This is a genomic window from Chitinilyticum piscinae (genome assembly GCF_015223195.1).
GTDB lineage: Bacteria > Pseudomonadota > Gammaproteobacteria > Burkholderiales > Chitinibacteraceae > Chitinilyticum > Chitinilyticum piscinae.
Genome location: NZ_JADFUA010000004.1, coordinates 138,238 through 151,716 on the forward strand (window position 1 = coordinate 138,238; position 13,479 = coordinate 151,716).

The window sequence follows — 13,479 nt, forward strand, 5'->3', positions numbered from 1 at the left end:
CGCATGCGTAACCAGCAGTTGCTGCGCTTTGTCGCACTGGTCGGGCTTGCCTTGCTGGCCTGGCAACTACTGGCGCCTAGACTGGGAGATGCTGTCGCTGCGCTCTTGGGGGGCCTGCTTGCAGCTTGTGCCTCGTGGTTGTGCACTGATGCTGTCTGGTGGCGGCTGATCCATCTTGTTTTCATTCCAGCGATCGCTCTACTGCTGCGCCTTGAACTTCCGCCATGGATATTTCTGCTTGGATTCAGCGTGCTCTGGCTACTTTCTGGCCCCGCACTGCAACAGCGGGTTCCTTTGTATTTGAGTGGTAATGCAGCAATCCGCGAATTGGCTCGGCTACTACCAGCTGATGCTCATTTTCTCGATCTGGGTGCCGGAAGCGGGCGAGTGCTGCGGCAGTTGCATCGTTTGCGTCCGGATCTGCAACTTGCCGGTACAGAGATCGCTTTGTTGCCCTGGTTGTACGGCCGGCTTACCTTGCCTGCCGCGATATGCTGGATGAAATCGGATTATCGGTCACTCTCGCTGTCTGGCTACGATTGTGTCTATGCTTTTCTGTCTTCGGAGCCGATGCCGGAGCTCTGGCTGCAGGTAAATCAGCAAATGCGTCAAGGATCACTCTTCATCAGCAATACCTTCGGCATTCCGGGGCAGACGCCAGAGGCAGAAGTGGACTATGGTGACTGGAAAAGCGGGCGTCTGTTGATCTGGCGGATTGGAAAGGCAGCAACATGAACTGGTTGGATTACTGGCGCCAACATGCGCTACCTGTCTTGCAAAGCAGCAAGGATGCGCTTCAGGTTCTGCACAAGCGGCATGAGTCGGCAAGGCTGACAGATATTGAGGCAGTGATTCTGGATGACCCCATGCTTTGTGCGCAGGTGCTGCGTATGGCCAGCCAGCGTCGCAAGACGGCGCTGAGTTCGGAATTGGTGGCTGTCGAGCATATCGTCATGATGATGGGCGTAGGCCCATTTCTTGAGCGCTGCCTCAAGTTACCCAGTATCGAGCAATACATGCTGCCGGCACATGCCCCACTCTATGGGAAAGTGCAGCAATTGATCGGCCGCGCCCGTTTGCGCAAACAACTCATCCTCGACTTTGGCCGAGCCCGCAACGATGCTTACCCGGAAGAAATTGCGTCTGCGGCGCTGATTTCGGTCATACCCGATCTGCTGCAGCTTATCGGGCAAGCCCTCCCCGAGACTCCGCCAGCATGGGCTGGTGAATCGTATGCCCAGTTGCTGGATTACTGGCAGATTCCTGCCGTTTTGCGCGATCTGCAAGGGCAAGGCTCGTTGCCCAGTATCCGCGCCGCCATGCAGACAGCTACGCACCAGCTGAGCACCTTGCTGGAAAAAGGCTGGTGGCAGGACGGTATTGGCCAGCAGCTTGAGATCATCGCCGCAGCCGCGAATCTCCTGCCCGAACAGATCTGGCAGCGGGCTTCCCAGCAATTGCTGCAGCTTGCCAGAACCAAATCCGTACCTGCGAGCGTTACCGATCCAGCTGCGCTGCTGCCGATGCAGCCTGGTGATTGGCCCACGCCAGCGCCCCCCCGCAATACAGCAACCCCCGTGCAGAATGTACTGAGCGAGCGCATGCAGGCTTTGCATCTGGCTGGCAAGCAAGGTGCTCCGACAAACCAGATCATGACGCTGGCGATGCGGGCGCTGGTCGAGGGGCTTGCCATGCGCCGGATTGCATTCGCGCTCGTCCAGCCTGCCGAGCAGGTCTTGCGGACACGCTACGCGCATGGCATCGAGCCTGCGGATGCCTTGCGCAACATGGTCATTCATCTTGAGCAGCCCAGCCTTTTCAGTCAGTTGCTGCAGAAACCGCAAAGTATCTGGCTAAATGCCCAGACCCGTGGCCGCTTTGCCACGCATTTACCGGCAGAATTTCTGTCCGCTTCCAACTGTGACAGCCTGCTTATGTCGATTTTTGTCGGCGATAAACCTCTGGGGCTGATCTACGCCGATCTGCACGGCACTACGCCGCTCAGCGAGCACCATTACAGTCACTTCAAACAGATCTGCATGCTGACCAGCCGCGCCCTTACCACCTATTCGCAACGCCCATCGTGACCTCTCTGATCCATTCCGCGCAGAACCCCGTTTACAAACACCTGCTCAAACTTGCTACTCATCGCCGCGAGCGACTCAAGACGCATCAGACACTGCTGGACGGAGCACACCTGCTGCAGAGCTGGCTTGCTGCCGGCTTGCCCATCGAGTGCATTTACATCACCGAAGACGCTCTCGCCAATCCTGAAATCACAGCCTTGCTGGATGCAGCAACCGCCATCCCGCGTACCCTGTTGAGTGCCGATCTGTTCCGCACGGTCAGCGAATTACCCAGCCCAACCGGGATTCTGGCGCTGATTGATATACCTGACCAGGGTATTCCACTCAAATCAGGATTCTGTCTCGCTCTCGACGGTATACAGGATCCGGGCAATGTCGGTAGTATTTTACGAACGGCAGTCGCAGCGGGTGTGGAGCAGGTCTGGCTTTCTCCGGGCTGTGCCGACGTATGGTCCCCCAAGGTGTTGCGTGCCGGAATGGGCGCACACGCCAGCGTCCAGATCATTGAGCGGATCCCGCTGGAAGATGCATGCCAGTGTTTTGCCGGAAATATCGCGGCAACCATGCTCGATGGCGCAAGCGATCTGTATGACACTGATTTGCACGGCGACCTGTTGCTGGTAATGGGGTCGGAGGGATCGGGCGTCAGTACGGCAATTGCGTCACAGGCAACCCGCCGCATCCGCATTCCCATGGTTCCGGGGATAGAATCGCTGAATGTGGCGGCCGCCACGGCTATCTGCCTTTTCGAGCGAGTCAGGCAGACCCGCTCTTAGCGACGGTTTCCCGCCCTTTGCGTAATCGCCGCAGCGCCTCCTGCATGACTGCGAGCCCGGCGGCAGGTGCCGGCGGCTGACCATAATGCAGGGCGATGTACTGTTGGAAAAATGGCTGCACGCAGTCTGTCAGGGAAGGGTAGGTGGCGAGCAGCCTGTCGCGGTAGGCCTGCGGCCCCTCGTGCGGAGCCCTGGCAATACCATAGCGGCGAGCAAGCAGCCGGCAGCCTTGCAGGTATAGCGCCTGCTCGGCGGGAAGTTTGCGCCCCATCCGCTGCCGCATTGTCATCCAGAACAGCACCCCCAGAATTCCTCCCAGAATCGTGCACAGCAACAATCCAAGCTGCCAGCCGGCAAGCTGGTCGAGTTGCAGCCATTGCAGCAGATCGTTCTGCTTGCTCTGGTCATACCGGACTATCCAGCGATCCCAGGCAAATAGCAGGGCGTCTCCCTGCAAGCGCAGCGATTTGATCCAGCTCGGGGTGTTGTTCAGCATTGCAGGCAGCTCGGTGCCCGTAGGCAGGCTCTCGGCCAGTCCGGAAGAAATACGCGCGGGCGCAACCGCTGCTGTCGGATCAATCCGTTGCCAGCCTCGATCGGCCAGCCAGACTTCTGTCCAGGCATGGGCATCGGCCTGACGGATCATGTAGTAATTGCCACTGTCATTGCGCAGTCCGCCCTGATAGCCGGTAATGACGCGGGCCGGAATACCGGCAGCCCGCATGATCAACGCAAAACTGCCGGCATAATGTTCGCAGAATCCGGCTTTCTTCTCGAACAGAAATTCATCCACCGGGTCACTACTGACCAGTTCACCAGGCGCAAGGGTGTAGCTGAAGCCCCCCTTGCGCAACCAGCTGAGCGTCTGCTGGATGCGCTGATCTGGAGTGAGCTCAAGCAAGCTTCGGCCAAAGGCTACAGCCTTCGGGTTTCTGGCAGCCGGATAATCCAGATAGGGAGTCGGGTCGTTCAGGCTGAACGAAGGAGGCACGAGGGTAGACAACAAAGTATACGTGCGTCGGGAACTGACAGGTGCTTCGGCCACAAGCTGGCGTGCCTCGCTCATGCGAGAATCTGACGTTGCACCCAGTAGCGTTTCCAGAGCCGGTAGCCAGCGCTGCTGATGCGGTTCTAGCGTGATGGTGTACATCACTTTCTGCTCAGTGCTCTGGTTGAGCGCCGTAGCGGCAGTGAATATGAGGGGCTCGGGCAACCAGCGGTGCCCGTCGAACTGGCTGAAAACCGGTCCTCGCCAGTAGAGCTGCTCGCGACGCGGCTCCTGGGCGGCAAATTCGGCACGAAATGCGACTGAGTCATCCAGAGCCAGAGCGCTCACATTTCCCGGATTGAGCTCGTTGTCCGACAAACCGCTCTTGGCAACACGCTCGGCCGGCATCTGCCATAGAGGACCGGGCAAGCGTGGAAATACGACAAACAGAAACAGGGCGAGTGGCAGCCCTTCAATCAGCATCCGCACTGTGAATTGGCGCTGGCTTGCGGCATTCCCCGCGGGGGTCTGCAAACGCAGATTCGTATAGCTAACCAGTGCCAGGCTCAGCAACGCCATCAGCAACATGGCCGGCTCCTGATCATGCAGGAACTGGATGCCGCAGCTGAAATAAGCGAGCAGGATGACGAGTTGCCCATCGCGCCGGGTGCGTGATTCGAAAAGTTTGAACGTCAATAGGCTTAGCAGTATGGCCAGTCCGCCGTCCCGCCCCAGTAGCGTGGAGAACTCCTTCAGTACCAATGCAGCAAAAAACAGGGCCAGCAGCCATACCCAGATGCGGGCCAGTAGCGGTTTCTTGCGGTGGGCCCGAAACAGGAAAATCAGCTGGCAGGCGGGCAGTAACAGGCTGAGCCAGCCTCCAAAATTCAGCAGGTGAGGGATGCTCACCAGGAGAGTCATCACCCCCAGTTCAAACTGCTGCGAAGCGCTGAGGCTTGGGCTGTTTTTCATGATTGCGGGAAAAGGGCCAGTGCGGTCAGGCAGGCAGTGCGATGTACTCCACCACATCCCGGGCCAAGGCGCTTGCCTGGCAGGGCGAGTGTGTAAAGTACACCAGCCGCTTCTGCCTGCAGTATCCAGGCACACAGGCGCGACAGGCGTGCTTCGGTATCTGGCTGGTCAATGTCATGCCAATCCAGCAAGACGGCTCCTCCTGCATCGGCCTCCAGCAGCTTGCTGCTAAGCTGGCCGTTACGCGCGCTCTGCTTCCAGGCGATGTGTTGCGCCATATCCCCCCGTTGATAGGGACGCAGTCCAGCCAGTTCATCACCACCCTGTATGCTCGTGCTGTATCCGCGCTGGTCGCCATTGCCGGCTAGTGGCAAGGGAGGGGGGCTCGGTTCGGGTGCTGGATAAACCAGAGCCGTGCTATGGAATTGACAGTAGGTCCAGGCAATAAACCAGCCTGTCGGTGCAATCGAGCTGATCTTGCAACGCGGGATAGTCATTTCACCCCTGCGCTGGGTTTCGACGGTGAGCAAGGCTTCGATCTGGTTTTGTGCCGCGAGATGCTCAATCGTGTGTTGTGTCGCCTGTCCTTGCCCGGCAATCAGCAATTGTACGCGCGTGCGCTGGCTGGTGTTGCTGAATACAAGGGGGTAGGCCAGCGGCTCGCCGGCAAACACCGGTTGTGCCGGCGCAGCCCTGATGGAGAGCCGGTGCAGGTTGAGAAAAGCATGCAACATGGCAGAGTGTGCCAGACCCGCGAGCAGAAAAGCCGCCAGATAGCTCAGATTGAGCTGATAGTTGATCGCCGCGATCAGCAACAGGGCAATACTCAGTCCCAGTCCGAGTCCATAGCGGGTTGGCAGGATGTAGATGCGTCGACGGTTCAATTCGATCACTTCCACCCTTGACGCAGGCTGGACTGTCATCTTCCCGGCGAAACCGCTGATGAGGGTGCGAAAACCGGTCATCTGTAGTTCAGTTCACGGGTATTTGCTGCAAAATCATTTCAGAAAGGCCTTGCTGAGCCATACCTGTACTACGTATAAGAAGTCGGTGGTTGGCTACACAAGGAAAGACCTCCTGGACATCTTCCGGAAGAACCAGATTACGCCCCTGCTGCCAGGCGTAGGCTCTGGCAACGGCCAGCAATCCGAGCGCCGCGCGCGGCGACAGGCCTGCAACCACCTCGGGCAAGGACCGCGTTGCAGCCACCAGCGCCTGGATGTAATCGATCAATGCCTCACTGGCGTGAATATGCCGAATTTCCTGCTGGGCCAGTGCGAGCTGTTGCGGTGTGACGACAGGCTCCAGTTGCAGCAGCGCACTGCGCCGGTCAATCCCCTGTAGCAGCTCGCGTTCTGCCTGAGGATCGGGATAACCCAGTTCGACCCTCAGCAAAAAACGGTCCAGTTGTGATTCGGGCAAGGGATAGGTTCCGATCTGCTGCAGGGGGTTCTGGGTCGCGATCACGAAAAAGGGCTCAGGCAACGCGTGTGTCATTCCGTCCACACTGATCTGGTGCTCTTCCATGGCCTCCAGCAGCGCGGACTGGGTCTTGGGAGAAGCCCGATTGATCTCATCGGCGAGCAGTAGTTGCGAGAAAACCGGACCGGGATGAAAACGGAATTTTTCCGTGCTCCGCTCATAGACCGAAACGCCGATCAAGTCGGCAGGCAACATGTCGCTGGTGAATTGCACCCGACGAAATTGCAGGCCGCAGCATTGGGCCAGGGCGTGCGCCAGCGTGGTTTTGCCCACCCCGGGCAAGCCTTCGATGAGCAGGTGCCCACGGGCCAGTAGGCAGGCCTGCGCGAGGCGCAGCAGGTGATCCTTGCCGAGGATGATGCCGTTAAGGCGGCTGAGAGTCTGGCTGAAGGCAAGCTGCAAAGGCGACATGATGATCCGGCCTAGTTCGTCATTGCTCTAACCTTTGCACGTCAGGCGTCGCTTGTCACCTTTTAGTGCGTTTGCGGGGCATTCTCCTGCGGCGTAGACTTGAAGAACAAGAAAAGCAGCAGCACAGGAGATCGGGGTGTCCAACAGCACAATTGCCAGTGGTGCAACGGCATATGTTTCGCACTCTTCATGCGGCATGCATGACATGGGCAAGGGGCATCCGGAATGCCCGGCACGGCTGGCCGCCATTCAGGACAGGCTGATTGCGGCCGGATTGTGGGATTACCTCCTGCATGTGGATGCCGAACCGGCAACTCGCGCCCAGGTCGAACGCGTGCATCTCGCGCCGTATCTTGACGAACTGGCACAGCGCAGCCCGGCAGTGGGTACCGTGCAGCTTGATCCTGATACGGCCATCAATGCCTACACGCTGCGGGCGGCCTATCATGCCGCCGGTGCCGGTATTCGGGCGGCGGATCTGGTCATGCAAGGCAAGGCGCAGAATGCATTTTGCGCGATCCGCCCACCGGGCCATCATGCCGAGCGCGACAAGTCGATGGGATTCTGCTTTTTCAACAATGTCGCAGTAGCCGCCTATCACCTGATCGCGGAATATGGACTTCAGCGCATTGCCATTATTGATTTCGACGTGCATCACGGCAACGGCACCGAGGATATCTGCGCGGGTGATGAGCGCATTCTGATGGTGAGCATTTTCCAGCATCCTTTTTATCCCTACAGCGGTGACCAGCCCAAGGGTAGCAATATGCTGAATGTTCCAATGGCGCGAGCGGCGACCGGGCAGGATTTCCGCGAGGTAGTCAGCGAGCGCTGGTTGCCGGCATTGCGTGCGTTCGCGCCGGAATTCATCCTCATTTCCGCGGGCTTTGACGCGCATCTTGAGGATGACATGGGCTCGCTCGGTCTGGTGGAAGCCGATTACGCCTGGGTCACCCGGCAGCTCATGAAGATCGCTGCCGAATTCTCCTCCCACCGGATTGTTTCGCTGCTGGAAGGAGGCTATGACTTGTCCGCACTTGGCCGCAGCGTAGCCGAACATGTCCGGGTTCTAACGGGCGAATGAGTGCCTTTGCTGCCCGCATGGGTTAAAGTGCTGCAACCGCGTTTTTGCTGCATTACGAATGATCTCGCCTTGTTTCATTGCCAGCCTGGCCATCAGCCTTGTACCGGTTTCGGCCATGGCCGCCAGCCGTGTCACGCCAATCGAGTATCGGGTCGAGATAGTCGCTCCCGCGGACTTGGCCAGTCTGCTGGAAAAGCACCTCGAACTGGTAAAGTGGCGCGGCGATTATCGTCTGACCGTTGAACAGCTCGATCGCCTGATCGAAACCACACCCGAGCAGGCTGCAGGTCTGCTTGCCACCGAGGGTTATTTTTCTCCCACGATTTCTGTCCAGCAGGATGAGCAGCAATTGCCACGTCAGATCCGGGTGGTGGTGACCCCCGGCAATCCGGTGCTCATCCGCTCGGTTGATCTGCGCCTGGAAGGCCCGATTGCCGACGATGCCAACCGCAACGATGAGCTGGCTGAGCGTATCGATGCACAATGGGAATTGCCCACCGGCACCGTATTTCGGCAAAGCAGCTGGGAGCGCAGTAAATCGATGGCGCTGGAACGCTTGAGCTCGCGTGATTATCCGACAGCACGCATTATCAGCAGCGAAGCAAGGATTGATCCGCAGACTGAATCAGCAGATCTGGTTCTGCATATTGATAGTGGTCCCGCGTATGTTTATGGCCCGGTTCAGATCGAAGGATTGCGGCGCTATCCGGAAAAACTGGTCACCAACATGATCCGGATCGAACCGGGGCAACCTTATCGGCGCCGGCAGCTGCTGACGCTGCAATCGGACATCCAGAATCTCCCCCAATTTTCTGCCGTGGTTGTCGAAGCCGAATACCCTGATGTGCCTCCTTATATTGCGCCGGTGCATGTGCGGGTCGATGAGGCACCGCTACACCGGGTCGGGGTTGGGCTGGGTTATACGACCAATACCGGATTTCGCACGACACTGGATTACCGTTACCTGAATCTGTTCGGTCAGGGCCTGGCGTTCACCAGCAAGCTGAATCTGGAGCAGAAAGAGCAGGGCCTTGACCTCGGGGTTGCATTTCCACGCACCGAAGCAGGCTATGATTTCACGGCCTATCTGAATGGCAAGACTTCGTCCATCGAAGGGCTGGATACCACGGCCTATACGCTCGGGTTGAGCCGGGTCAGACAGGAGTTCCGCCTTGAGCGCAGCATGATTCTGGAATACCAAACGGAAGAGCGTAGTGCCGGGGGGCTCAGTGACAAACCGACCGCGCTGACGTTCAACTATGTCCTCAAGCACCGCGAGCTCGACAATATCCGTGATCCGCGGCAGGGACATCTGGCTCAGTTTGAAATCGGCGGAGGCAGTGAACAATTGCTTTCCGATGCCAGCTTTTTACGCCTGTATGGCAAAGCGCTGCAATATCAGCGTTTGCCATTCGACGGCCTGCTGCAAGCCCGTATCGAGCTGGGACAGACATTCTCGGGCCAGACTGGCGGTATACCCAGTGACTGGTTGTTCCGTGCCGGTGGCAGCAATAGTGTGCGCGGCTACGATTACGAGTCGCTGGGAATTTATCGCGATGGGACAGTCTATCCGGGGAAAGTGATCGGCACGGCATCGCTGGAATATCAGCATCCGGTGCTGAAGGACTGGCGGGCAGCGCTCTTCGCCGATTATGGCGGTGCGGCCGCCAGCTGGGGCGAACTGGATCCAGTGCTCGGCCTCGGGCTAGGGGCGCGCTGGGTAAGCCCGGTAGGCACGCTGGGCGCGGATCTGGCCTATGGCCTGGACCGCGAGCAATGGCGTTTCAGCCTGGCCTTGGGGCTGGCGTTGTGACGGCGCCGGAAACATCGCCGGCTTCACCGGCCAGCAAGCCCGCTAGCCGCCGCAACTGGCTCAGGCGGATTGTCTGGGGCATGCTGACGCTCCTGTTGCTGCCGGCCATTGTGCTTGCCGGACTATTGACATGGCTTGATACCGGTACTGGCCGTGAGTGGCTGATCACGCAGATCAATGCCAGTGGCGTGGTTCGGCTCGCCAAGCTGGAGGGCTCGCTTTGGTCACAATGGCAGGCTGTCGGCATCGAGATACGTACGCCCGGCGATACGTTTCTGCTGGACAGTGCCAAAGTCCAGTGGTCACCGTATTCGCTGCTGCTCGGGCAACTTGACATTGACCGGCTTGAGGCTGGAGTTCTCATACATAAATCCCATCCAGTCGCGCAAGTCAGCCAACCTGCCCCCCCGCCCGAATCGCTAACACTGCCCCTCGGAATCCAGATTGGTCAATTCTCCCTGCTCAAGTGGCAGGAGGATGAGCACCTTCTCTTCAGCAGGCTGGCCGGAAGGCTGGGCAGCAATGGCCGCCAGCATCAACTGGCGATCCAGCAACTGCAAGTGCCACAAGGCCAGCTGAGCGGTTCAGCCCAGCTGGATGGAAGGCTACCATTCAGGCTGGTTTCCCGCTTCCAGTTTGCAGGTGAAATCGAGCAACATCCGGTCAGTGCCAAGATCAAGGCCGATGGCCCATTGCGACAACTGGCTGTCGCAGCTACGGTAAACGGCGAAAAACTCGCAATCAATACCGAGCTGTCCCTAGATGTGTTTGCCGCACATGCCTACCAGATTGTCCGCTCGGGCAAGTTGCAGACCCGCAACGTCAATCCGCAAGCGCTGCATGCCAGTCTGCCAGCTGCCTTGCTCGACATCGATATGGAGCTCACCCCGCTCGGCGAGCAACAGGCCACGGGCAAACTGTCGATCATCAATCACCAGCCTGCCGCATTGGACAAAAAGGGTATTCCGCTCAAAGCACTAAATACCCTGCTAGAGTATCGCCATGAAAAGCTCTATTTGAAAGATTTTCAGGCCAATACCCAGGGGGTAGGGCGTATTCATGGTCAGGCCGAATTACAGAAGGGCCGCATGGATGTGCACCTGGTGGTAGAAGCGCTGAATCCGGCACAGTTGCTCAGTCGGCAACCTTCAGCCGCACTCTATGGTTCGATCACGGCAGCGGGGGCGTGGCTTGCTCCTGATCTACGGATAGCGATCCAGGACCAGCAACGCAAAGTGCAGTTGGCAACCGATCTCGGCTGGATACAGCCGGAACGTCAGCGCCGGATTGCTGTGCGCAAATTCCAGCTAACGCAACAGGCAAGCAGCCTCGATGCGTCCGGCGAAATTGCGCTGGATACAAGCCATGATTTCAGGATTGAAGCGCGTTTTCGCCAGCTTGATCCTTCCCGCTGGCTGTCTGCACCACCCGCGGACCTTAATGGCAGCCTTACTGCCAAAGGCCACTGGGCACCGGCGCTGAATCTCGACCTGGAATACCAGCTGGCAAATAGCCGTTTTGCCGGCCAAAACTTGACAGGTGAAGGCAGGTTGCAGCTTGATCGCGACCGTATCAATCAGGTTTCCGCCTGGCTGGCACTTGGCAGCAACCGCATTGCAGCCAGCGGACGCCTCGGGCAGGCAGGTGATCAGTTACAACTGCAACTGGATTTGCCCGCTCTGGAGCAATTCGGCCGCGGCTTTTCCGGGACGGCATCCGGGCAGGTACGCTTGAGCGGTGCGCTGGTAGAACCGGAGATCAGTGTCCAGCTGGCAGCGAGCCGGCTTGCCATTCCGCAGATCGCAACGGTTGAGGAACTGGCCATTCAGGGCAGTCTTCATGCCAATCCGGATTCGCCATTCAATCTGACCGCGAAATTGCGGCAACTGGTAGCGGGGTCGCAGCGCATCAGGCAAGCCGAAGCCAGTATCACCGGCACACGCCGTCAACATCATGGCCGTCTGGCTGCAGATGCCGAACAGCTTGGCAGCCCGCTCTCAGCCAGACTGGAATTCACCGGAGGCCTCGGATCTGACTGGCAATGGCAAGGGCAGGTGAACTCGCTTGAAGGCCAATGGCGCCAGGGCTTTAAACTGGCACAAGCGGCAAACCTTCTGCTTGGCGCTGGACAGGGTGAAGTTACCGGAGCCCGCCTGAGCTATGGTGGCAGCGAATTGCGCCTGGAACATCTGCGCTGGACCGAACGGGGTTGGTCGAGTGCAGGCAGCATTCCGCGGCTGGTGACGGCCGAATGGCTGGAGCTGCTCCCGGATTTGCCGGTAACAGGCGATCTGGTGGCTGCGGCAAACTGGCAGCTCAATTATGACCATACGCTCAATGGCGAGATTCACGCCAGCCGGGTGCAGGGTGATCTGCAGTGGCGCAACCCTGCCAGCACGGCCAAACCCCAGCCATTCGGCTTAACCCAGCTGCGATTTAATTTGGCCAGTAATGCCAGCCAGTTGCAGCTGGACGGTACGCTGGCTACAAACCTGGGGCAGGCAGCCATTCAGGGGGATGCCCGCTTTGATGCTGCGAAGCTGATTGATCCCCTGGCTCCTCACGCTGTGCGATTACAAGGGACGGTGCCCAATCTGGGAGCCATTGCAGCCTTGACCGGTACGGACATGCGGCTGGGTGGGGAGCTTCAGTTTGATATCCGGCGCAGCGGTACGTTGGACAAACCCGACTATGCCGGCCAGATTACCGGCAAGCAGCTGCTGGTGGCCGACCCCCCGCTTGGATTGCAATTGCGGGATGGCCAATTGGATGTTTCCCTCTCCGGACGCAGGCTGACGCTTAACCGGCTCAGTTTCCGGGGGGGCAAGGGCACATTGAATGCCAGTGGCGTGGTTGCCATGGATCAATCCGATCAGCTTGCGGCAACAGCTGAATTGCAACTGGATCGCTTTACCCTGGCAAGCAAGGCCGACCTGCTGCTGATCGCCAGCGGCAAGGGTCAGATTCGCTACACGGACGGGAACATTCAAATCGCGGGCAATTTCCGCGCCGATCAGGGTGATATCCAGTATGTCGACAATGACGTACCGCGCTTGTCCGATGATGTCGTCATCGTCGGGCGCAAGGAGCCAAGGAAAAAGGCCGACATGAAGTTGGGGCTTCTGCTTGATCTCGATCTGGGGGATGATTTCCGGGTTCGTGGCTACGGACTGGATGCGATGCTCGAGGGGCAACTCCGTCTGCGCGCCAGTCCGGGCAAACCGATGACGGGTTCCGGCACTCTGGCGGTAAAGGAGGGCGGCATTTTCCGCGCCTATGGGCAGAAACTGGACATTGACCGGGGCATCTTGTCCTTCCAGGGGGCACTAGACAATCCTGCGCTGGATATTCTCGCGATGCGGCGCAACCAGCAGGTCGAGGCTGGCGTAAAGGTTGTGGGTACTGCGCGTACCCCGCGTATCAGCCTGTATTCGGAACCGACCGTACCGGATTCGGAGAAACTGTCCTGGCTGATGTTCGGGCACGGCTCCAGCGGGATGGAAAAATCCGACAGCGCCTTGCTGCTGCAGATGCTCAACAGCATGGCCGGCAGCGGCGGGGGAAAAGGCCTGACGGATGACATTCTGGATCAGGTGGGAATTGATGAAGTTGGCTATCGCTCGGAACGCAATGACGATGGCACGACGACCCAGATAGTTTCGGTCAGCAAGCAGATGACCCGCAACCTGCGCGTGTCGCTGGAAAAGAGCCTTGATGGTTTGTCGGATGCCGTGAAGTTTTCCCTCAATCTGACCCGTGGCTGGTCCCTGATTACCCGCATCGGCACCGACAAGAGCTCGGTGGATGCGTATTACAGCTTCACCTTCGACTAAGCCGTGACGCTTTTCCGAGGCTACACTGACAGC

At 58.7% G+C, this 13,479-nt stretch carries 9 protein-coding genes; 6 read left to right on the forward strand and 3 right to left on the reverse strand.

The genetic code is table 11. From position 1 onward, the window contains the following. Positions 1–3: 3 nt before the first annotated feature. Genes INR99_RS08605 through INR99_RS08615 form a run of 3 tightly spaced genes read left to right on the forward strand, consistent with a single transcriptional unit; the run spans position 4 to position 2,863 of the window. Positions 4–735 carry a class I SAM-dependent methyltransferase gene (locus INR99_RS08605; RefSeq protein ID WP_194115934.1) on the forward strand — a complete coding sequence of 244 codons (732 nt, stop codon included), beginning with the start codon at positions 4–6 and terminating at the stop codon, positions 733–735. Next, positions 732–2,087, forward strand: a complete 1,356-nt coding sequence (locus INR99_RS08610; RefSeq protein WP_194115935.1) for a hypothetical protein — start codon at positions 732–734, stop codon at positions 2,085–2,087. The genes INR99_RS08605 and INR99_RS08610 overlap by 4 nt, the downstream gene beginning before the upstream one ends. Next, positions 2,084–2,863 (forward strand): TrmH family RNA methyltransferase, encoded by a 780-nt coding sequence (locus tag INR99_RS08615; protein ID WP_308431467.1) that lies wholly within the window; start codon positions 2,084–2,086, stop codon positions 2,861–2,863. The genes INR99_RS08610 and INR99_RS08615 overlap by 4 nt, the downstream gene beginning before the upstream one ends. Here the strand turns inward: INR99_RS08615 and INR99_RS08620 are convergent. Genes INR99_RS08620 through INR99_RS08630 form a run of 3 tightly spaced genes read right to left on the reverse strand, consistent with a single transcriptional unit; the run spans position 2,844 to position 6,716 of the window. After that, entirely contained in the window at positions 2,844–4,823 is a 1,980-nt protein-coding gene (locus INR99_RS08620) for a transglutaminase TgpA family protein (protein ID WP_194115936.1), read from the reverse strand. The two genes, INR99_RS08615 and INR99_RS08620, sit on opposite strands and share 20 nt — an antisense overlap. Beyond that, complete coding sequence (locus INR99_RS08625) at positions 4,820–5,788, reverse strand: DUF58 domain-containing protein (protein WP_194115937.1); 969 nt, start codon at positions 5,786–5,788, stop codon at positions 4,820–4,822. Before INR99_RS08625 ends, INR99_RS08620 begins: the two co-directional genes overlap by 4 nt. A 7-nt stretch (positions 5,789–5,795) precedes the next feature. After that, a complete protein-coding gene (locus INR99_RS08630; RefSeq protein ID WP_194115938.1) occupies positions 5,796–6,716 on the reverse strand; it encodes an AAA family ATPase in 921 nt (306 codons plus the stop codon). Between the two features lie 136 nt (positions 6,717–6,852). On the opposite strand from INR99_RS08630, the gene INR99_RS08635 reads away from it, so the two are divergent. The 3 genes from INR99_RS08635 to INR99_RS08645 are packed head-to-tail and all read left to right on the forward strand — an operon-like array spanning position 6,853 to position 13,446. Beyond that, positions 6,853–7,800 carry a histone deacetylase family protein gene (locus INR99_RS08635; RefSeq protein ID WP_444542134.1) on the forward strand — a complete coding sequence of 316 codons (948 nt, stop codon included), beginning with the start codon at positions 6,853–6,855 and terminating at the stop codon, positions 7,798–7,800. Positions 7,801–7,858: 58 nt separating this feature from the next. Next, on the forward strand, positions 7,859–9,613 hold the full coding sequence (locus INR99_RS08640) for an autotransporter assembly complex protein TamA (protein WP_194115939.1): 1,755 nt from the start codon (positions 7,859–7,861) through the stop codon (positions 9,611–9,613). Then, a complete protein-coding gene (locus INR99_RS08645; RefSeq protein WP_194115940.1) occupies positions 9,577–13,446 on the forward strand; it encodes a translocation/assembly module TamB domain-containing protein in 3,870 nt (1,289 codons plus the stop codon). Before INR99_RS08640 ends, INR99_RS08645 begins: the two co-directional genes overlap by 37 nt. Positions 13,447–13,479 lie beyond the last annotated feature (33 nt).